The sequence below is a fragment of the Aeromonas sp. S9(2024) genome, from assembly GCF_041403185.1.
In the GTDB taxonomy this organism is placed as follows: domain Bacteria; phylum Pseudomonadota; class Gammaproteobacteria; order Enterobacterales; family Aeromonadaceae; genus Aeromonas; species Aeromonas enteropelogenes.
Genome location: NZ_JBGLRE010000006.1, coordinates 27,849 through 49,337 on the forward strand (window position 1 = coordinate 27,849; position 21,489 = coordinate 49,337).

The 21,489-nt window shown below is 59.6% G+C and carries 17 protein-coding genes; 6 read left to right on the forward strand and 11 right to left on the reverse strand.

From position 1 onward, the window contains the following. Positions 1 to 35: 35 nt before the first annotated feature. From clpX to tig, 3 genes are all read right to left on the reverse strand, one after another. A complete protein-coding gene (gene clpX, locus ACB028_RS11380; protein WP_026457097.1) occupies positions 36 to 1,310 on the reverse strand; it encodes an ATP-dependent protease ATP-binding subunit ClpX in 1,275 nt (424 codons plus the stop codon). 65 nt (positions 1,311 to 1,375) lie between these two features. Next, positions 1,376 to 1,999 (reverse strand): ATP-dependent Clp endopeptidase proteolytic subunit ClpP, encoded by a 624-nt coding sequence (gene clpP, locus ACB028_RS11385; protein WP_225632161.1) that lies wholly within the window; start codon positions 1,997 to 1,999, stop codon positions 1,376 to 1,378. Positions 2,000 to 2,085: 86 nt separating this feature from the next. After that, positions 2,086 to 3,396: a trigger factor gene (gene tig, locus ACB028_RS11390; protein WP_026457098.1), complete on the reverse strand. Its 1,311-nt coding sequence runs from the start codon at positions 3,394 to 3,396 to the stop codon at positions 2,086 to 2,088. A 451-nt stretch (positions 3,397 to 3,847) separates the two neighbouring features. Here tig and ACB028_RS11395 point away from each other — a divergent pair, with 451 nt between their 5' ends. Together ACB028_RS11395 and yfbR are read left to right on the forward strand one after the other, a co-directional pair. After that, a complete protein-coding gene (locus ACB028_RS11395; protein ID WP_026457099.1) occupies positions 3,848 to 4,282 on the forward strand; it encodes a YccF domain-containing protein in 435 nt (144 codons plus the stop codon). Between the two features lie 94 nt (positions 4,283 to 4,376). Continuing rightward, positions 4,377 to 4,967 (forward strand): 5'-deoxynucleotidase, encoded by a 591-nt coding sequence (yfbR, locus tag ACB028_RS11400; RefSeq protein WP_225632159.1) that lies wholly within the window; start codon positions 4,377 to 4,379, stop codon positions 4,965 to 4,967. 86 nt (positions 4,968 to 5,053) lie between these two features. On the opposite strand, the gene lolE is transcribed toward yfbR, so the two are convergent. Genes lolE through ACB028_RS11415 form a run of 3 tightly spaced genes read right to left on the reverse strand, consistent with a single transcriptional unit; the run spans position 5,054 to position 8,284 of the window. Then, positions 5,054 to 6,295, reverse strand: coding sequence for a lipoprotein-releasing ABC transporter permease subunit LolE (gene lolE, locus ACB028_RS11405; RefSeq protein ID WP_225632157.1), 1,242 nt, complete (start codon positions 6,293 to 6,295; stop codon positions 5,054 to 5,056). Beyond that, a complete protein-coding gene (gene lolD, locus ACB028_RS11410; protein WP_042029164.1) occupies positions 6,295 to 6,993 on the reverse strand; it encodes a lipoprotein-releasing ABC transporter ATP-binding protein LolD in 699 nt (232 codons plus the stop codon). The genes lolE and lolD overlap by 1 nt, the downstream gene beginning before the upstream one ends. Positions 6,994 to 7,048: 55 nt before the next feature. After that, positions 7,049 to 8,284 carry a lipoprotein-releasing ABC transporter permease subunit gene (locus ACB028_RS11415; protein ID WP_371144322.1) on the reverse strand — a complete coding sequence of 412 codons (1,236 nt, stop codon included), beginning with the start codon at positions 8,282 to 8,284 and terminating at the stop codon, positions 7,049 to 7,051. Positions 8,285 to 8,360: 76 nt separating this feature from the next. Here ACB028_RS11415 and ACB028_RS11420 point away from each other — a divergent pair, with 76 nt between their 5' ends. Together ACB028_RS11420 and mfd are read left to right on the forward strand one after the other, a co-directional pair. Further along, positions 8,361 to 8,936 (forward strand): PilZ domain-containing protein, encoded by a 576-nt coding sequence (locus tag ACB028_RS11420; protein ID WP_371144323.1) that lies wholly within the window; start codon positions 8,361 to 8,363, stop codon positions 8,934 to 8,936. Positions 8,937 to 8,983: 47 nt separating this feature from the next. Next, entirely contained in the window at positions 8,984 to 12,445 is a 3,462-nt protein-coding gene (gene mfd, locus ACB028_RS11425) for a transcription-repair coupling factor (protein WP_371144324.1), read from the forward strand. A gap of 81 nt (positions 12,446 to 12,526) precedes the next feature. Here mfd and fbp read toward each other — a convergent pair whose 3' ends face one another. After that, positions 12,527 to 13,561 carry a class 1 fructose-bisphosphatase gene (fbp, locus tag ACB028_RS11430; RefSeq protein ID WP_061477330.1) on the reverse strand — a complete coding sequence of 345 codons (1,035 nt, stop codon included), beginning with the start codon at positions 13,559 to 13,561 and terminating at the stop codon, positions 12,527 to 12,529. Between the two features lie 383 nt (positions 13,562 to 13,944). On the opposite strand from fbp, the gene ACB028_RS11435 reads away from it, so the two are divergent. Next, entirely contained in the window at positions 13,945 to 15,570 is a 1,626-nt protein-coding gene (locus ACB028_RS11435; protein WP_371144325.1) for a peptide ABC transporter substrate-binding protein, read from the forward strand. Between the two features lie 69 nt (positions 15,571 to 15,639). On the opposite strand, the gene ACB028_RS11440 is transcribed toward ACB028_RS11435, so the two are convergent. The 3 genes from ACB028_RS11440 to sixA all read right to left on the reverse strand — a co-directional run bounded on the left by ACB028_RS11440 (position 15,640) and on the right by sixA (position 17,508). Then, positions 15,640 to 16,560: a DMT family transporter gene (locus tag ACB028_RS11440; protein ID WP_371144326.1), complete on the reverse strand. Its 921-nt coding sequence runs from the start codon at positions 16,558 to 16,560 to the stop codon at positions 15,640 to 15,642. Positions 16,561 to 16,700: 140 nt separating this feature from the next. Further along, on the reverse strand, positions 16,701 to 16,907 hold the full coding sequence (locus ACB028_RS11445) for a DUF1107 domain-containing protein (RefSeq protein ID WP_026457339.1): 207 nt from the start codon (positions 16,905 to 16,907) through the stop codon (positions 16,701 to 16,703). Between the two features lie 133 nt (positions 16,908 to 17,040). Next, positions 17,041 to 17,508: a phosphohistidine phosphatase SixA gene (sixA, locus tag ACB028_RS11450; protein ID WP_042069574.1), complete on the reverse strand. Its 468-nt coding sequence runs from the start codon at positions 17,506 to 17,508 to the stop codon at positions 17,041 to 17,043. Between the two features lie 161 nt (positions 17,509 to 17,669). On the opposite strand from sixA, the gene ACB028_RS11455 reads away from it, so the two are divergent. After that, positions 17,670 to 20,444, forward strand: coding sequence for an insulinase family protein (locus tag ACB028_RS11455; protein WP_371144327.1), 2,775 nt, complete (start codon positions 17,670 to 17,672; stop codon positions 20,442 to 20,444). Positions 20,445 to 20,752: 308 nt separating this feature from the next. On the opposite strand, the gene ACB028_RS11460 is transcribed toward ACB028_RS11455, so the two are convergent. Beyond that, entirely contained in the window at positions 20,753 to 21,400 is a 648-nt protein-coding gene (locus ACB028_RS11460; protein ID WP_371144328.1) for a thiopurine S-methyltransferase, read from the reverse strand. Positions 21,401 to 21,489 lie beyond the last annotated feature (89 nt).

A 21,489-nucleotide genomic window follows, 5' to 3' on the forward strand; every position in this document is an offset into this window, starting at 1 on the left:
AAAAAGCCCCTTTCATTTGATTAAAAATCAGACAGTTATTCTGATGCGGCTGCCTGGGTCTCGGGATTTTCGTAAATCATCAGGGGCGCGGAGTCCCCCTTGATCACGGTCTCGTCGATGACCACCTTGCTGACCCCTTCCAGAGAAGGCAGGTCATACATGGTATCGAGCAGCACGGCTTCCACGATGGAACGCAGACCACGGGCACCGGTTTTGCGCTCCATCGCCTTGCGGGCAATGGCGTGGAGTGCATCTTCACGGAACTCGAGCTCGACCCCTTCCAGATCGAACAGGGCTGCGTACTGCTTGGTCAGCGCGTTCTTCGGCTCTTGCAGGATCTGGATGAGGGCAGCCTCGTCCAGTTCGGTCAGGGTCGCGACCACCGGCAGACGACCAATGAACTCGGGGATCAGACCATATTTGATCAGATCTTCCGGCTCCACCTTGGCAAAGGTCTCGCTCAGGGTAGCCTTGGCATCCTTGGATTTCACCTCGGCACCAAAACCGATCCCGGTTCCCTTGACGGAGCGCTGTTCGATCACCTTGTCCAGACCGGCAAAGGCACCGCCGCAGATAAAGAGGATCTTGGAGGTATCGACCTGCAAGAACTCCTGCTGCGGATGCTTGCGGCCACCCTGGGGCGGCACGGAAGCGATGGTCCCTTCGATCAGCTTGAGCAGGGCCTGCTGTACCCCTTCCCCGGACACGTCGCGGGTAATGGAGGGGTTGTCTGACTTGCGGGAGATCTTGTCGATCTCGTCGATGTAGACGATGCCACGCTGGGCTTTTTCCACATCGTAGTCGCACTTTTGCAGCAGCTTCTGGATGATGTTCTCCACGTCCTCACCCACGTAACCAGCTTCGGTCAAGGTGGTGGCATCGGCCATGGTGAAGGGGACATCCAGCAGACGAGCCAGGGTTTCAGCCAGCAGGGTCTTGCCGCTACCGGTCGGGCCGATCAGCAGGATGTTGGACTTGCCAAGCTCTACACCACTGTTCTCGCCGCTGTTGCGCAGACGCTTGTAGTGGTTGTAGACGGCAACGGCCAACACCTTCTTGGCGTACTCCTGCCCGATCACATAGTCATCGAGATGAGCACGGATCTGATGAGGGGTCGGCAGCTCGTTACCATCGCGCTTGGGAGAGATCTCGCGGATCTCCTCGCGGATGATGTCGTTGCACAACTCGACACACTCATCACATATATAGACGGAAGGGCCAGCGATCAGCTTGCGCACTTCATGCTGGCTTTTGCCGCAAAAAGAGCAGTAGAGCAGCTTATCACCCTCACCCTTGCGTTTCTCTGTCATTCAGCAACCTCGTTTTATCAATAGAGGACGGCCTGTTGAGTTTACAACATACCGGAATTCCCTGCTCAGCCGCGCTGGCTCAGGACACCGTCAACCAGACCGTAGGCCACCGCCTGCTCGGCAGACATGAAGTTGTCACGATCGGTGTCACGTTCGATGGTAGCCATGTCCTGACCGGTATGGAAGGCCAGTCGTTCGTTCAGGGTATTCTTGATCTTCAGGATCTCCTGGGCATGGATCTGAATGTCAGACGCCTGGCCCTGGAAGCCGCCGAGCGGTTGGTGGATCATCACGCGGGCGTTGGGCAGACAGAAGCGTTTGCCCTTGGCACCACCGGCCAGCAGGAAGGCCCCCATGGAGCAGGCCTGGCCCATGCAGACGGTGCTGACGTCCGGTTTGATGAACTGCATGGTGTCATAGATGGACATGCCGGCAGTCACCGAGCCACCCGGAGAGTTGATGTAGATGTAGATATCCTTGTCCGGATTTTCGGACTCAAGGAACAACAGCTGCGCCACCACCAGATTGGCCATCTGATCTTCAACCTGACCGGTCAGGAAGATCACCCGCTCTTTCAACAGACGGGAGTAAATATCGTAGGAACGTTCACCCTTGGCGGTCTGTTCGACCACGATGGGCACCAGCGCACTGCTGGGAGAATCGGTCACATCGTTATAGTTCTTGTACATAAGGCATTGTCCCTAAAATAAAATGGCCCGAGTGGAGATCACACGAGCCATTATACTTAACAGTCTTGACCTTAAGTCAAATGTTCTTAGGCAGCGGCACCAGACTTGTTGATCACTTCGTCAAAGGCAACTTCTTTCTCGGTCACTTGCGCTTTGGACAGGATCAGGTCGATGGCTTGATCTTCGATAGCCAGGTTACGAACGCCGTTCAGCATCTGCTCGTTCTTCTGGTAGTACTCGATCACTTCCTTCGGATCTTCGTAGGCGGTCGCCATGGATTCGATGATGCTGTTGACGCGAGCGTCGTCAGCCTTGATCTCGTTGGTGCGGATCACGTCACCCAGCAGCAGACCTACGCGTACACGACGCTCGGCCTGAGCCTGGAACAGCTCAGCCGGCAGTTCCGGCGCGTTGCCGCCCTGGAAACCACCGAAACGCTGCAGAGCTTGCTGACGCAGGGTGTCGATTTCCTGGGCAACGGCAGCTTTCGGCAGATCGATTTGGTTGGCTTCAACCAGACCGTTCAGTACCTGCTCTTTCACGCTGTTTTTCAGCGCCTGAGCCAGTTCGCGCTCCATGTTCTTGCGCACTTCGGCTTTCAGCTCTTCAACGTTGCCGCTTTCGATGCCGAAACGCTTCACGAACTCTTCGGTCAGCTCGGGTAGGATCTGCTCTTCAACCTTGTGCAGCTTGGACGCGAACTTGGCGGCCTTGCCTTTCAGGTTTTCGGCGTGGTAATCAGCCGGGAAGGTCACGTCGATGGTGAACTCGTCGCCCGCTTTCTTGCCCATGATGGCGTCTTCGAAGCCAGGGATCATGCGACCGGCGCCCAGTACCAGGTTGAAGCCTTCGGCCTTGCCGCCGTCGAACTCTTCACCGTCGATGGAGCCTACGAAGTCCATGGTGACACGCATGCCGTTGGCGGCAGCGGCATCAACTTCGGACCAGGTGGCGTGCTGCTTGCGCAGGGTATCGATCATGTTGGCCAGATCTTCATCCTTCACGGAGGCAACCGGCTTCTCTACCTTGATGGACTCGAGGCCTGCAACTTCAAACTCCGGGTACACTTCGAAAGTGGCGGTGAACTCGAAATCCTGACCTTCTTTGATCTCTTTCGGATCCATGGTCGGGGCACCGGCCGGGCTCAGTTTGTTCTCGATGATGGCCTTGATGAAGTTGCTCTGCATCATTTCATCGGCAACGCGGGCGTTAGCCATGGCGCCGAACATCTTCTTGATGATGGCAACCGGAGCCTTGCCAGGACGGAAACCGTCGATGCGACGGGTTTTGGCCAGGCCATTCAATTCTTTGCGCACGGCGGCGTCAACGGTAGCGGCCGGTACGGTGATGGTAAGACGGCGTTCCAGACCCTGGGTTGTCTCTACAGAAACTTGCATTCTTCTACCTCGTTCAACTCAGCACTGTGTGCTGACCCTTTATTACCCCTGGGCAAAGCCCGGAGTCTTCCTGTTTATAAAGACAACGATATGTCTTTGTGATGAGAAAATATGACGCGGCATTATAGCGGCGCACTTTGGTCGAGTCGAGCCACACATCCCCCGGATTGGGCTGAGTGCAAGCACAATTCGTGCAAAACTGTCCTTTATATGGGGAGAACCTGGCCCGACTTCAACCGGCAAGGAGCAATAATTTTGCGTTTGCTCACCTTTTTTCATTCGAATGCCGATTTGTTGCTCATTTTCCAGGAAATAGAAAACCGCCAACCGATGATTGTCACGGTCACGACCCGAATTGTCCGGTCAAATAAGGGTGAAACCAATCAATGATTGCGTCCCCTGCCCTCCCTCGCTATGGTGGCTGCCAAATCGATGTATCTGGAGTTACCACATGGCCTTTTTCCGCTTCTTGTTCAATCTGCTCTGGTTTGTACTGGGGGGCATCTTTATGGGACTGGCCTGGTGGCTGGCCGGATTGCTCTGTTTCGTGTCCCTCATCGGTATCCCCTGGGGACGTGCCTGTTTCGTCATCGGCACTTTTACCTTCTTCCCGTTTGGCAAGCAGGCGGTCAACCGCAAGACCATGACGGGGCTAAGTGACATCGGTACCGGGACCATGGGCCTGATTGGCAACATCCTTTGGTTCGTGCTGATCGGCGTCTGGTTGGCCATCGGCCACATCGCCTCGGCGCTAGCCTGTTTCGTCACCATCATCGGCATCCCGTTCGGGATCCAGCACCTCAAGCTGGCCCTGATCAGCTTGGCCCCCATCGGCCAGATGATAGTGACCAACCAAGAGGCCGAATCGGGCCGTTATATCCGCTGAAGCTGGTAAAAAGCAGGAGCAGGCGATGCCTGCCAGCGAAAAAAAGGGCAGACTAGGGTCTGCCCTTTTTCATTGTCCGTTGCCGAGGCTCATCATGTTACCCAGCCATTTTTTCGCCAATCTCGCCCGCATGAAGCTCATCTACCGCTGGCCATTGATGCGCAATATCCAGTCCGAAAACATCGCCGAGCACAGCCTGCAGGTGGCCATGGTGGCCCACGCCCTGGGTCTCATCAAAAATCGCCTGTTTGGCGGCCAGGTGAATGTGGATCGCGCCGCCGTGATGGCGCTTTATCACGATAGCAGCGAGGTGCTGACCGGCGATCTGCCCACCCCGGTCAAATATTTCAATCCCGAGATCGCCCGCGAATACAAGAAGATAGAACTGGCCGCCGAACAGCGCCTACTCGCCATGCTGCCCCCGGAACTGGTGGAGGATTTTCGCCCCCTGCTGGACTCGGGTGCCCAGGACGGCGAACTGGCCAGACTGGTGAAAGATGCCGACACCCTCTGCGCCTATACCAAGTGTCTGGAGGAGATCAACGCTGGCAACCGGGAGTTCGAGCCGGCCAGAAAACGCCTCGAGGCCATGCTGGAGGCGCGGATGAGCGAGGAGATGCGTTACTTTATCGACACCTTCGTGGCCAGCTTCTCTCTGCCGCTCGATGAACTGAACGCCCACTGAGCATCAGGCATCCCGATAGACAAAGGGCCCGCCGGTTTGCACCGGCGGGCCCTTCTCTTTTCACTTTCGTTCACACAGGCTGGGGATCAGTGGCCCAGCTCGCGGGACGGCACCAGTCCGCTCGCCCGCCAGGCGGGATAGAGGGTCGCTACCAGGCTCATCAGGATGGCGGCACTGGTCACGATCACCAGATCCTGCATATGCAGCTCGGTGGGCAGGAAGTCGATGAAGTAGATGTCGGGGTTGAGGAAGCGATGACCGATCACGCTCTCGATGACCCTCATGATTTGGGTCAGCTTGCTGGAGAGCAGGCCGCCAAGCAGTGCCCCCAGCAAGGCCCCCGCCACCCCATTGACCATGCCCTGAATCACGAAGGTGAGCCGGATCTGACCGGGACTGGCCCCCATGGTCTTCAGGATGGCGATTTCGCTGCGCTTCTCGTTCACCGCCATCACCAGGGTGGAGACGATATTGAAGCAGGCCACCGCCACTACCATCAACATCACCACATACATGACGGTGCGCACCATCTGGATGTCCTGATAGAGGTAACCCTGGCTGTTCATCCAGCTGCGAATGTAGACGTGGTAGGGGAACTGCTGGGCGGCAGCCACCGTGATGGACTGCGCCTTGAGCACGTCGCTCACCCGCAGGCTGAACCCCTCCACGCCGCTACCCATGCCGGTGATGGCCTGGGCATCTTCCAGATGCATGAAACCGAGCAGGCCATCGAGCTGGCCGCCGATTTCGAGCAGTCCCACCACCGTCAGGGCTTCCCTTCTGGGATTCTTGATGCCCGCATCATCCCCGCCCTGGGGCAACAGCAGGGCGACCGAGTCACCAATGTTCACCCCCAGCTTGTCGGCGATGGTCTTGCCGAGAATGACCCCTCGCTCGCCGGGCTGCAGATCGCGAAGGCCTCGTCCCGTCATGTATTTGCCCGCATCCGACAGGTTGGCCTCAAGCTCCGGCAGCACGGCGCGCAGTTGCACCCCCTTGAGGGCTGTGCCGTGCTCCAGCAGGCCGTTAAGGCGGATCACCGGTGCCGCAGCCTCGACGCCTGGCTGGGCCAGCAAATAATCACGCAGGCGGGGCCAGTCCGGCAACGGCCGCTCGACGGCATCCAGCTCCCCTTGCGGCACCACGGAAAGCACCCGGTTCTTGAGCTCGCGCTCGAAACCGTTCATGGCCGAGAGCCCCAGGATCAGCGCCATCACCCCGAGGGCGATACCGATGAGAGACGAGGCCGAAATAAAGGCGATAAACCCGTTGCGACGACGGGAGCGACTGTAGCGCAGGCCCAGAAAGAGGGGCAGCGGTTTGAACATCAGGCAACCTCCGCCATCACGCCGCTCACCAGGGTCACCCGGCGATGGAGTTTGGCCGCCAGGCTCAAATCGTGGGTCACCACCACAAACGCGGTGCCAAGCTCGCGGTTGAGTTCACAGAGCAACTCATAAACGGCGGTGGCACTGGCGTGATCCAGGTTGCCGGTGGGCTCGTCCGCCAGCACCAGGCTCGGCTCGTTGACCAGGGCGCGGGCGATGGCCACTCGTTGGCGCTCGCCGCCGGAGAGCTCGGAGGGGCGATGGTGCAGACGGTGGGAGAGCCCCACCCGACCCAGCATGCGAGTCGCTTTTTCGGTGGCCACCGCCACCGACTCGCCGGCGATGAGCAGCGGCATGGCGGCATTTTCCAGCGCACTGAATTCGGAGAGCAGGTGGTGGAACTGATAGACGAACCCCAGCTCGCGGTTGCGAAATCTCGCCTGGGTACGGCTGTCCCAGCGGTGGATATCCTCCCCCTTGAACAGCACGGCACCGCTGGAGGGATTGTCGAGTGCTCCCATCAGATGCAGCAAGGTGGTCTTGCCCGACCCCGAGCTGCCCACCACCGCCAGCATCTCGCCGGGGGCAACACAGAGATCAATCCCCTTGAGGACCTGGGTCTCCAGTTCGCCCTCTTTATAGACATGGTTGAGGGCCTGGCAACGCAGCAGAGGCTCACAGGACAGGGCTTCATTCATAAACGGGGCTCCACTTACACCAGTGACCACACCGGCAATCACAACAGAAGATGAATCATTCATAACGCAGCGCCTCGGCCGGCTTCACTCTGGCCGCACGGGCTGCAGGATAGAGGGTGGCGCTGAAACTGAGCAGTACAGCCCCAAGCAAAATAGTGATGACCTGGGCAGGCTCCACGATCACCGGCAGGCCACTGCCGCCCGCCGCCATATAGAGGTTGAGCCCGAGGGCATTGAGCAGCGGATTGAGCCCCAGGGTCAGGGCCAATCCAGCCAGCGCGCCAAACAGGGAGCCGATCACCCCGCTGGAGGCGCCAAGCACCATGAAGATCTTGACTATCCCTGTCTCGCTCATGCCCATGGTGCGCAAAATGGCCACCTCCCCTTCCTTGTCGGTGACCACCATCACCAGGGCGGAGAGGATGTTGAAGGTGGCGACCGCGATGATGAGCACCAGCATCAGCCCCATCATCCGTTTTTCCATGGCCACCGCCTGGAACAGCTCGCCTCGCTCACGGCGCCAATCCTGCCACTGCAGACCGTCGGGCAGCGGAGTCTTGATCACCTGATCGGCGGCGAAAGGATCATCGAGCCAGAGGCGAATGCCACCGACCGTTTCTGTCGGCAGCCGCAGCAGGCGCTGGGCATCCCCCAGGGCGATCAACGCAATCTGGTTATCCACATCGGCACCGACCCCGAAGATGCCGGAGACGGTAAAGAGGCGCTGGGCCGGTACCCGGCCAAACGGGGTGAAGCGGGTCCCTTCTGTCAGGATCAGGCGAACCTGGTCCCCGATGGAGACATTGAGGCGACGAGCCACCCCCTGCCCCAGCACGATCCGGTATTGACCAGCCTGCAGGGTATCGAGGCGCCCTCCCAGCATCTGGCTATGGAGGATATCCCCCTTGGGCCAGCGGGCGGGATCGATCCCCTGCACGCTCACCCCGGTCAACTGGCCGGGGCTTTGCAGCATCCCCTCGCTGTCGAGCATGGGGGCCGTGGCCACCACATGGGGCAGCTTGGCGAGATCCGGTAGGCCCTGGGGTGCTGCATCGATGCGGCCGGCCTGATTGGTCACCACCACGTGAGGGATCACCCCGAGGATACGCCCCTTGAGCTGGCCTTCGAAACCGTTCATCACCGAAATGACTACCATCAGAGCCGCGACTCCGATGGCGATGCCAAAGGTGGAAAACAGGGAGATAAATGAGACGAAGCGGTTGTTGCGCTTCGAGCCTGCATAACGCAGGCCGATGGCCAGCGAAAGGGGCTGAAAAAGTCCGGTCTTCAAGGATATGTACGTTGCCAACAAAATAAGATACCGGATAATAAAGGGAAACCGTCTATGACAACAAGGGATAGCCTCCATGCAGGAACAGTTCTTCAGCGTCACTCATGCCACGCCGGTCAATGTGATCCCCATGCCGGCCGACTTTCAGCTGCCTTCACTGGAGGAGCTGGACGCTGAGCTGCCGGAGCCCTTTCGGATCGCCTCGGCCATTACCTCCATCGATCTGGTGACCACCCGCATGCTGCGCAACCAGAATGATTCGATGCACGACCTCCTCGAGATCGTCAATCAGCAATCCCGCAAGATCGACATGATCATGAGCTATGTGCTCTCCTTGCAGGATCATCCCGAGCAGCGCTTCCACACTCTGCGTTTCGGTGCCGGTCAGCTTACCTATCTGCATCCCTATCACGGCCATGGCGATGTCCCTCAGCCGCACCAGATAGTGCGCCTCAAGATCTTCCTGCGCGACGAGGCGGCCGCCATCTACTGCTATGGCCAGGTCAAGCAGGTCGAGGGGGGCGAGCACGGCAACCATGTGGTGCTCGACTATGTGCGGATCCGTGAAGATGACCGTGAACTGCTGGTACGCGCCAGCCTGCATGTGCAATCAAAACAACTCAAGCTGCGCGCTCAGGAGCGTCAGCGTTAACCACAACGAACGTCAGCGCTAACAACCGCCAACGTTAAAAGAATCGAATGATGCCAATGACTCTCCCCGCCTTGCCCGCCAAAGCGGGCCAAAAAATCACGCTTGGCCAGCTGGTCGGCAGCAGCCTCTCGCTGTTCGCCGCCCGCATCACGGGGGCGGCAGACCGTCCCGTCCTGCTGGTCACCGCCGATACCCCGAGCGCCCTGCGCCTCGAACAGGAACTGCAATACCTGCTGGCAGATGAGGGATGTCCCGTGCTGCTGTTTCCCGACTGGGAAACCCTGCCCTACGACACCTTCTCTCCCCATCAGGACATCATCTCCCAGCGCCTCGAGACCCTCTACAAGCTGCCGCAGATGAGCAAGGGGGTGCTGATCGTGCCCATCTCGACCCTGATGCTGCGCTGCGCCCCCCGCGCCTATCTCGACAAGTACAGCCTGATGGTGACAAGCGGCCAGCGCCTCAACCTGCAGCAGCTGCGCGGACGTCTTGCCGAGGCGGGCTACGTGGCGGTGGATCAGGTGCTGGAACACGGCGAGTTTGCCGCCCGCGGCTCCTTGCTCGATCTCTTCCCCATGGGCAGCAACACCCCCTATCGCATCGACTTTTTCGATGACGAGGTGGACTCCATCCGCCCGTTTGATCCCGAGACCCAACGCTCCAGCGAGCCGGTCAAATCGGTCAGCCTGTTGCCGGCCCGGGAGTTCCCCACCGACGAGAGCGCCATCGAGCTCTTTCGCGGCCACTATCGCGAACAGTTCGAGATCTCCCGCGCCGAGGGCTCCGTCTATCAGGAGGTGAGCAAGGGACGCTGGCCGGCCGGCATCGAATACTATCTGCCGCTCTTTTTCCAGGAAACCGCCAGCCTGTTCGATTACCTGCCACAGAGCACCTTGCTGCTCACCGTGGGGGATATTTACCCCGCCGCCCAGCGCTTCTGGAACGACATCGGCCAGCGTTATGAGGAGCGGCGCTGGGACAGCACCCGCCCCCTGTTGCCCCCCCAGCAGATCTATCTGCCGGTGGAGCAGCTGTTCGCCGAGCTGGGTCAATATGGCGCGGTGCGGCTGCAGGAGGCCGCTACTGGCGGGGATGCCGGCCAGCGGGATCTGCCCATCGCCCCCCTGCCCGACCTGCAACTCGATCACAGCAAGGAGCAGCCCCTGCTGGCGCTCAGCCAGTTCCTGCAAGGGTTTGCCGGGCGCACCCTGTTTGCGGTGGAGTCCGAGGGGCGACGCGAGGTGCTGGGGGACTTGCTGGCCCGCATCGCGCTGCAGCCCAAGGAGTTCGACTCGCTCGATGCCTTCATCACCAGCAAGGCCCGCCACGGCCTGCTGGTGGCACCGCTCGAGCGCGGCTTCTTGCTGCGAGAGCCGGGGCAAGAGGAGCTGGCCCTTATCACCGAGAGCGAGCTGCTGGGCGGCAAGATCCGCAGCAAACGGCAACGGGAGAAGAGCAAGAACTTAAGCTCCGATGCGGTGATCCGAAACCTGGGCGAGCTGACCCAGGGCCAACCGGTGGTGCATCTTGATCACGGTGTCGGCCGTTATCTGGGGCTCGAGACCATCGATGCCGGCGGTCTGCCCACCGAGTTTTTGACCCTGGAGTACGCCGGCGGCGACAAGCTGTTCGTGCCGGTCACCAGCCTGCACCTTATCAGCCGTTATACCGGATCGGATAACCCGCCCAGCCATAAATTGGGTGGCGAGGCCTGGAGCAAGGCGCGGCGCAAGGCAGCCGAAAAAGTGCGTGACGTCGCCGCCGAACTACTCGACGTCTATGCCCATCGCGCCGCTCGCGCCGGTTTTGCCTTCAAGCACGACAAGGAAGCCTACCGCCAGTTTGCTGCCGGTTTCCCGTTCGAGGAGACCGAGGATCAGCTCAATGCCATCAATGCGGTGCTTGGCGACATGTGCCAGGCCAAGAGCATGGACAGGCTGGTGTGCGGCGACGTGGGCTTTGGTAAAACCGAAGTCGCGATGCGCGCCGCCTTTGTCGCCGTGCACGGCGGCAAGCAGGTGGCGGTGCTGGTGCCCACCACCCTGCTCGCCCAGCAGCACTACGACAACTTCCGCGACCGCTTCGCCAACTGGCCGGTGCGGGTGGAGGTGCTGAGCCGTTTCCGCTCCGCCAAGGAGCAGAGCGCGGTGATGAAGGAGCTGGCCGAGGGCAAGGTCGACATCATCATCGGCACCCACAAGCTGCTGGGCTCCGATCTCACCTTCAAGGATCTGGGGCTGCTCATCGTCGACGAGGAGCACAGATTCGGGGTACGCCAGAAGGAGAAGATCAAGGCGCTGCGCGCCGACGTCGATATCCTCACCCTCACCGCGACCCCCATTCCGCGCACCCTCAACATGGCGATGTCGGGCATGCGGGATCTCTCCATCATCGCCACCCCACCCGCCAAGCGCCTCGCTATCAAGACCTTCGTGCGCCAGCACGAGCCGGCGGTGGTGCGTGAGGCGGTGCTGCGGGAGTTAAAACGCGGCGGCCAAGTCTACTACCTGCACAATGACGTGGAGAGCATCGAGAAGTGCGCGGCGGATCTCGCCGAGCTGGTGCCGGAGGCGCGCATCGGCATCGCCCACGGCCAGATGCGCGAGCGCGAACTCGAGCGGATCATGTCGGATTTCTACCACCAGCGCTTCAACCTGCTGGTCTGTACCACCATCATCGAGACCGGCATCGACGTGCCGAGCGCCAACACCATCATCATGGACAGAGCCGACCATCTGGGGCTTGCCCAGTTGCACCAGCTGCGCGGCCGGGTCGGTCGCTCCCACCACCAGGCTTATGCCTATCTGCTCACCCCTCATCCCAAGCTGATGACCAAGGATGCGGCCAAGCGGCTCGAAGCCATCGCATCGCTGGAAGATCTCGGCGCCGGCTTTGCCCTGGCCACCCACGATCTGGAGATCCGCGGCGCCGGCGAGCTCTTGGGGGACGATCAGAGCGGCCAGATCGAATCGGTGGGCTTTACCCTCTATATGGAGATGTTGGAGCAGGCGGTCGAGGCACTGAAAAATGGCAAGGAGCCGTCGCTCGAGCAACTGATGAGCCAGCACACCGAGGTGGAGTTGCGCCTGCCTGCGCTGTTGCCGGACGACTACATCCCGGACGTCAACATGCGTCTCTCCATGTACAAGCGCATCGCCAGCGCGGCGGACGAGCAGGAGCTGCGGGAGTTGAAGGTGGAGCTCATCGACCGCTTTGGCCTCTTGCCGGAGGCGACCAAAACCCTGATGGAACTGGCGGCCTTCCGCCAGCGCGCCACCGCCCTTGGCATTCGCCGGGTGGAGATGAGCGAGCGCGGCGGCTATCTGGACTTCACCCAGGAGACCCGCGTCAACCCGGCCTATCTGGTGAAGCTTCTCTCCGAGCAACCACGCATCTACAAGATGGATGGACCGACCCGGCTGCGCTTCCAGGTGCCGACCCAGGATCGCGCCATGCGACTCAAACTGGTGGATGGCTTGCTGGCCGATCTCGCCAGCCACAGCCAGTAACCTGGCCACTTGGCCAATAAAAACGGGAGCCCTTGCGGCTCCCGTTTTTATTATCTGCGGTTGGCTGCGCTTTGCCTCGCATCAGCCCTGATTGGCAGGATCCTCGTGGGCGGAAAACTCTCGCATGAAGGCCTCGGCCCGCTCAACCATCTTGGTGGAACCGACGAAGTAAGGGGTGCGCTGGTGCAGCTCGGTAGGCTTGATGTCCATGATCCGGCCAAAACCGTCGGAGGCCTTGCCACCGGCCTGCTCCACCAGAAACGCCATGGGGTTGCACTCATAGAGCAGGCGCAGCTTGCCGTTCGGGGAGTTGGTGCCGGACGGATAGATGTAGATGCCGCCCTTGAGCAGGTTGCGATGAAAATCGGAGACCAGGGAGCCGATGTAGCGGGAGGTGTAGGGTCTGTGGGTCGCCTCGTCCCGCTCCTGACAATATTTGAGGTACTTCTTCACCCCGTCCGGGAACTTGATGTAGTTGCCCTCGTTGATGGAGTAGATCTTGCCCTCTTGCGGGATGCGGATGTTCTCATGGGAGAGGCAGAAGCAACCGATGGAAGGATCATAGGTAAAGCCGTTGACGCCAAAGCCGGTGGTGTAGACCAGCATGGTGGAGGAGCCGTAGACCACGTAACCGGCAGCGACTTGACGGTTGCCCGGCTGCAGGAAATCTTCCAGGGTCACCGGGCCGCCCTGCGGGCTGACGCGACGGTAGATGGAGAAGATGGTCCCGACCGAGACGTTGACATCGATGTTGGAAGAGCCGTCGAGCGGGTCGATCAGCACCACATATTTGGAGTTCCTGGAGAGCGGAGAATCGAAGGCGACGAAGTCCTCTTCTTCTTCCGACGCCATGCCGCACACCTCGCCACGGGCTTCGAGGGCCGCCTTGAAGCGCTCGTTGGCATACACGTCCAGCTTCTGCTGTACCTCGCCCTGCACGTTCTCGGAACCCACGGAGCCGATGATATCCGCCAGCCCAGCCTTGTTGATCTCCCGGTTCACCACCTTGGCCGCCAGGCGGATGGAGCTGAGCAATGACGTCAGCTCGCCGGTTGCGGTTGGGTAATCCGCCTGCTTTTTGACGATGAACTCGCCCATGGTGATCATGTTTCGCATTGTTGGTCCTTTAAGGTCGTTCCCGTTGGCGTTGAAAACGTTTGCAAAGATCGAAAAAAAAGAAGCCGATCCTCGGCCGTGTTGTTTTGTAACCTAATGTAACGTCTGTTTTTTGTTTTTGCAGCGAATTAAGCGGGCTATTAAAACGCCAGCACTTGACAGAAAGTGGTGTCGAGAGTGCGAAAAAGCCAGGTCAACTGACCAATTTCGGCCTCTTAATTCGTGATAGAAAACCGTCAGTATGCGTGCCACAGGCGCGATAAAACAGGGCTCTTTTGACTCACTCCCATCATGGCACCTCGTATCGGCCTGCCTCTTGAGATCCCGTCTTCAATCCCGCACACTGGCTGCGCTTTGGAAGCAAAAAAACATAAGGATATTCAATGAAAAGGACTCTCATTGCCGGCATGGTTGCCGGTCTGTTCACCCTGGCGGCCCAGCCTGTGCTGGCTGCACACGTCCCGGCCGGCACCAAACTGCTGCCCGATGCCCAGCAGATCTACGTGACCAATATCGGCACCGAACCCACCACCATCGACCCCCAACTAGTGGAAGAGAGTGCGGGCAGTGCCATCGTCAACGATCTGTTCGAGGGGCTCTACACCCTGGATGGCGACGGTAAACCCCAGCCTGCGGGTGCACTAGGCTACGAGCTCGACAGCACGGGGACTGTCTACACCTTCAAGCTAAGGCCCGAGGCCAAGTGGTCAAACGGTGAGACCGTCACTGCGGCCGACTATGTCTATGGCTGGCAACGGGCGGCGGATCCCAAGACCGCCTCCAACTACGCCTGGTTTATCGAGCTGACCGGTGTCACCAACGCCAGCGAGGTGATCCAGGGCAAGAAGACGCCAGACGCCCTGGGGATCAAGGCCCTCGATCCCCATACCCTGCAAATTACCCTGAAAAATCCGGTCCCCTTCTTCCTGAAGACCCTCTCCCACTACACCACCTTCCCGGCCCCCAGGGCCACCATCGACAAATATGGCAAGGAGTGGGTCAAACCGGGCAATATCGTCTCCAATGGCGCCTTCGTGCTCAAGGAGTGGACCCCCAACGAGCGCCTGACCGCCGAGCGCAATCCTTACTACTGGGACAACCAGCACACCGTCCTGAACAAGGTGATCTATCTGGAGATCGTCTCGGAGACCGCCGCTTACAACCGCTATCGCACCGGCGAGCTGCACTACACCACCTACCCGCTGGAGCAGTACAAGCACATCAAGAGCCAAAGCCCAGAGGAGCTGGTCAACGTCCCGATCCTCGCGACCTATTACTATGTGTTCAATACCCAGCGCAAACCGTTTGATAACCCCAAAGTACGCAAGGCGCTGTCCCTTGCCATCGATCGGGAGACTATCACCGACAAGATCCTGGGTCAGGGCCAGCTGCCGGCTTTTAGCCTGACGCCCCCCATCGTCGATGGCTTCGAGCTGAAAAAACCGGCCAGCGAGCTGATGAGCAAGGAAGAGCGGATCAAGCAGGCCAAGACACTGCTGACCGAAGCGGGTTATGGACCGGACAAACCGCTGGAGGTGGATATCCTCTACAACACCAACGAGGGCCACAAAAAGATTGCCCTGGCCATCTCCTCCATGTGGAAACACAACCTGGGGGTCACGGCCAAGCTCAATAACATGGAGTGGAAGACCATGGTGTCGGTGCTCAATGAGGGGGATTTCGGGGTCAGCCGCTATTCGTGGAACGGGGATTACAACGATGCCTCAACCTTCCTCGACATCATGACGTCCAGCAGCAGTGCCAACAGCGGCAAGTGGGTCAACAAGGAGTATGACGCCCTGCTGGCCAAGGCGCACGATTCCCAGGATGGCGCAGAGCGTAACCGTCTCTATCAGCAGGCAGAAGCCCTGATCGAGGCAGAGGTCCCCTTGGCGCCCGTCTACTTCTACGTCAAATCCCGGCTGCTCAAGCCGTTCGTCAAGGGCTACCCCTACCAGAACCCGCAAGATATCGTCTACAGCAAGGATATCTACCTGGTAGCCCAGTAATCTCTCTTCTGACAAAAACGCCTGCAGCTGTGCAGGCGTTCCTTTTTTAGTCTGTGTTTGCCCTGACGATCAATCTTCCTGACAGGCCGCCATAGCCAGCGGAGCACGTCGCCTCAACACCACGGGTTTGAGCAACAATTGCGCCAGCAAGACACCGAGCAGGGTGAGACCACCGCCGATCAGGTGATAACTGGTCAGGTGTTCCCCCAGCAGAGTGATGGCAAGCCCCGCGGTCATCACGGGCAACAGGTTCATGAAGATGGCGGTACGACTGGCCCCCAGCAGGGAGATCCCCTGCATCCAGAGCCAGGGCGAGAGTGCCGAAGTGGGAATTCCGGCGTAGAGAATGAGCCACAAGGCCTGACTATCCGGCCACTGGCCATCCACCAGCAGATAGAAAGGCGTCAGGAGCGCCACGCTGCAGAGCACCTGGCCGTAAAGCATGGACCAGTTGTCGAGCCCCAGATCCCATTTTTTGAGCAGCACGCTGTAAAGGGCATAAGTGCCCGCCGAGAGCAGCATATAGAGGGAGCCGATATGGATGCCCTGGGTAAACAGCCGGGCAGGATCCCCGTGTCCCAGCAGAATTGCCAAGCCCAGGAGGGAGAGCACTCCCCCCAGCACGGCGCCCCAGGTTGGACACTCGCGCAGCAGCCAGATGCTGAGCAATACGGTGAGCAAGGGGGTCAGTCCCATCATCAGGCCGATCTCGGTGGCCCCCAGGGTCTGCGCCGCGTAGTAGCCGAAGGTCTGGTTGAGCACCATGCCGAGCAGGGCCAACGTCGCCAGTTGCAACCAACCGGCGCGCAGGCGGTCCCGGACACGCCACACCCGGCGAGCCAGAAAAGGCGTCAAAATGCAGGCGGCCACCACCCAGCGGGACCAGGCAAGCGCAGCCGGCGAGAGCACGCCAACCGCCAGTTTGCTGACAATGCCATTGCCAGCCCAGATGGCAATGCAGGAGAACGGAAACACAAAGGCAAGGGGCATTACAATATCCAGAAATGACGGGATGGAGATGATAAGTCGGGTGTGGAGTATAGGGTGCGACAGGGGATAAGCAAGGCCCGAAAACGAACATGCCCGCAGGAGTGCGGGCATGGGATCACAGAAACCTATTCAGAAGCGGGTCACGCCGCATCCATGTGAAGTCTGGAGATGAGCTCGTTGACTTCAGTCACCGTCTGGCGATGGGGGATGTCAGCCTGGCTCGGCATCAACAACAACCCCGACTGGAAATCAAACCGCCCCCGACCATGGATGTAAATCCGACCTTTAAAGAAGGTTTTGACGTGCTTTGCCACCATCAGTGGCAGGTACTTCTTGAACACTCTCATCGTTTGCAACCTCTTGCAGTTGTATCCGTATGACAGCAGCTTCTGCGAAATAATTCCGTTAACTAACTATAAAAATCCGGAAAAATCGCTTCTCTCTTCCCTAAAAATTCATTCGTTAATTATTTGTTAACTTTTAGCGTATTGTATGCGGCCCTTCGAGCCAGAGCAAGTTTCCTTTGCCCTCGCGCCATTCGATACAGGCAATGCCCGAGGTGGCAAACATGGGCGCCCCCGCAGCCGGAGAGAGACTCTGCACCAGATACCCCACCAGCGGCAGGTGGCTGACCAGCAAGATCTGCTCATGCTGTTCGGCCAGCGCGGTCAGGTAGCTGGCGACGAAAGCGGGATCCCCGTAGGGGGTGATATCGCCACTCTCTTCCACCACCTTGGCGTCTGGTAATTCACTGCATATGGTCTGCCAAGTTTGACGAGCACGCAGGTAGTTGCTGTGGATCACCCGATCGAACGGACCGGCCAGCTGAGGCGACAACCAACGAGCCATCTGAAGTGACTCTTCGATCCCCTGCTCGGTCAATGGACGCTGTTCATCTGTTTTCGCATTCATGCCAGCCTGGCCATGACGCATGATATAGATCTTCATTACTACCTCGCCCAACGGGCCTGTTTTAATAGCCGGAGGATCTTACCCCGCCGTGCCGGGGGAAACAATTGCGCGACCTCTCAGAAAAGGGTTTGCCTGACGGGATAGCGAGGTCGATAATCATGTTTAAATTCAAATAAATCCTACAAGAGTCGACCCCAATGAGCCCATATGCCAGTCCCAACGACCACCGGCAATACCACTATCTGGAGCTGGAAAACCGGCTCAGGGTCTTGTTGATTTGCGATCCCGAAACCGACAAATCGGCAGCATCGCTGGCGGTCAACACCGGTCATTTTGACGATCCGGTGGACCGGCAGGGGATGGCTCACTTCCTCGAACACATGCTGTTTCTTGGTACCTGCACCTACCCAAGACCCGGTGAGTACCAGCAGTTCATGAGCCGTCACGGCGGCAGCAACAACGCCTGGACCGGCACCGAATTCACCAACTTCTTCTTCGAGATCGACAACGGTTTCTTTGAAGCGGGGCTGGATCGCTTCTCCCAGTTTTTCATCTGCCCCACCTTCGATCCCGAGTGGGTGGACAAGGAGCGCAACGCGGTCGACTCCGAATACCGGCTCAAGCTGCAAGACGATATCAGGCGCAGCTATCAGGTGCACAAGGAGACAGTCAACCAGGCGCACCCCTTCTCCAAATTCTCGGTGGGCAACCTGGATACCCTGGCCGACCTGCCCGGCCGGGACCTGCGCTCCGACCTTATCCAGTTCTACGAAAGCCATTACAGTGCAGATCGCATGGCCCTGGTCATGACGTCGCCCGAATCCATCGAGACCCAGCTGGCCTGGTGCCGTCGCTATTTCGCTCCCATTTTGAATCGCAATCTGGGAACGCCGACCCTGGAAGCCCCCCTCTACCGACTCGACGATCTGGGGATCCGCATCCGCATCAAGCCAGTCAAGGAGACGCGCAAACTGGCGCTCACCTTCCCCCTGCCCAATGTGGACGAGTTCTACGACAAAAAGCCCCTCACCTTCCTGAGCCACCTCATCGGTTATGAGGGGGATGGCAGCCTGCTCTCCCTGCTCAAGGGCAAGGGCTGGGTCAATCAGCTATCCGCCGGCGGTGGCATCAGTGGCGCCAACTTCAAGGATTTCGGGGTCAACTTCGGCCTGACACCTCTCGGGCTGGCCCATGTGGACGAGATAGTCGCCGCCCTGTTTGGCTACCTCAAGCTGATCGCCCGGGAGGGGCTGGAGGCCTGGCGTTACGACGAGAAGCGCACTGTGCTCGAATCGGCGTTTCGCTTTCAGGAGCGAGGCCGGGCGCTCGATACCGTCTCCGGGCTGGTGTTGAACCTGTTCAGCTATGCCCCGGAGGATCTGCTCTACGGCGATTACATGATGCGCGAGTATGACGAGGGGCTGATCCGCCGTCTGCTGGCCAAGCTCACCCCCCACAATCTGCGCATCACCATCACGGCGCCGGAGCAGTCCACCGATCGGCTGGCCCGCTGGTACCAGACCCCTTACAGCGTCACCACCATTACGGAATCAGAAAAAGTGCACTGGCAGCAGAGCGAGCCGGATCCGGCCCTCGCCCTGCCCAAACCGAACCCCTTTATCACAGAGCGGCTCGATCCCCGCACGCCTGAGCTTGCCGCCGACATGCCGGCCTGCCTCATCGATCGGCCGGGTTTTCGCCTCTGGCACCTGCATGAGCACCAGTTCAGCGTGCCCAAGGGCAACATCTATATCTCCATCGACAGCGAACATGCGGTGAAAAACCCGCGCAACATCGCCATGGCGCGCCTCGCGGTAGAGCTGCTCACGGATCACCTCAACGCACTCACCTACCCCGCAGAACTGGCGGGGCTCGGTTATCAGATTTATGCCCATCAGGGGGGCTTTACCATCAACCTGAGCGGCTTTGCCGACAAGCAGCCCCTGTTGCTCGACATGATCCTCGGCAATCGCACCCTGGGGTACCCAGATCCGCGCCGCTTTGCCGAGATAAAAGAGCAGCTCATCCGCAACTGGGAGAACCAGTCCAAGGCGCGCCCCATCTCCCAGCTATTCAACCAGCTCACCAGCTTGCTGCAGCCCAACAACCCGCCGTTCGAGCAGCTGCTGCGCCATCTGCGCACGGTAGAGCTCACCGAGATGCCGGATTTCGTGGCCCGGCTGTTTGGCGAAGTCCATGTGGAGACCCTGGTACACGGTGACTGGACCGCGGCCGAAGCCTTGGCGCTGGCGGCCCTGCTGGAGCGCCACCTGGCGCCCCACAGCCAGCCCGGCAGCGAGACCCGCCGCCCGCTTATCTCCATCCAGGACAGGGGCACCCTCATTCGCGAACAGGGGTGCGAACACGAAGATTCGGCGCTGCTGGTTTACTACCAGTCCCGCACCACCCGGGCGCAGGATCTCGCCTGCTTTACTCTGGCCAACCACATCATGTCCTCCACCTTCTTCCACGAGCTGCGCACCCGCCAGCAACTGGGCTATGTGGTAGGCGCCGGCAACCTGCCCCTCAACCGTCATCCCGGCCTCATCTTCTATATCCAGTCGCCGGTGGCGGGGCCGCAGATCCTGCTCGATGCGGTGGAGGAGTTTATCGATCTCTTCCCGCTCGCCATGCTCGAACTCACCGAGCAGCAGTGGCAAGACAGCAAGGCGGGGCTGCAGGCCCAACTCAGCGAGCGAGATGCCAATCTGCGCAGTCGCGGCCAGCGGCTCTGGGTCAGCATCGGCAACAAGGATCTCGGCTTTGATCAGCGGGAGCGGGTCTGTCAGGAGGTGGGAAGATTAAGCCGCGCCGATCTGGTGCGCTTTATCACCCAGTTGCGCTCTCGTACCTCGGATCGACTGATCCTCTGCAGCTATGGCCAGGGGCACGAACATGACGAGCGCATCACGGGCCAGTTCATCGACGACCCCAAGGCATTTCGCCTCAACGCCGCCACCTTCGAGGCCTGAGCAGGTCGCCTCCCCCACCTGCAGACAAGATCGCGGGCAATAAAAAGCCGACCCATCAGGGTCGGCTGGAAAAACCATAACAATTGCGACCAAAGCCGCCAAAAGTGAACATGAGCGTGAAAATCAGACACTGAGTTGATGGTCGGCAAGCGGGATCAACCTCGGCTCGCCTTGCAATGCCAACAGTGATTGAGAAACAGCCTCATATTAGGCACTCACCCTCATGCTCACGTTGATCTACGTCAAAGGAGGTATCAAAGAGTCCAACTCAGTCTCCCTTGTTGGCGCACATCCCCTCTTTTTTACCCTCAATCGCGACGGATCAACCGGTAAGCCACCTCATCGAAGTAAGAAAGCTGGCCACTGAGCACCCGCGGGTGATCCAGCTCGGCGGCCCGCCCCAGCACCTCCACCCTGAAGTCCCGCTCAAAGAGGGAGCGCACTTCCAGCTCCCCCACCGAGAAGGGTGGCTGCACCTGCTGCTCGGGTTGATACTCCAGGGTCACCAGCAGGATCTGGCCCCCTGCCTCCACCAGTCGGCTCATCAGGGCCGCATATTGGCGACGCATGGCCGTCGGCAGGGCGATCAGCGCCGCCCTGTCATAGACCAGCCGATAACGGCGACCGAGCTCCGGAGCGGCGAAAAAATCCCCCTGATAGATGCGCAGGTTATCGTGCTGATGGCACTGATAGGGCCCCACCTCACTCACCGTTTCGGCGAGCCCGTTTTCGCTGAAAAACTGGCTGATGGCGAGCTCCGAGAGCTCGAAACCATCGACCGGGTGCCCCTGCCCCTTGAGCCAGAGCATGTCGCGGGACTTGCCGCACAAAGGAACCAGCACGGGCTCATCCAGTTGCTGGGCCGACCACCAGGATTGCAGCCAGCGGTTGAAATCTGCCTGATGAAAGCCAATCCGGTTCTCTTCCCAACGTTGATGCCAAAACGCAGCTTCCATCGTCATTACCCTTGTTACTTAAAGATGCTTCAATATCACAACTTAACCGGCGCGGTGCAAGCCCGGGCACGGTTGCCCGCCCCCTTTTT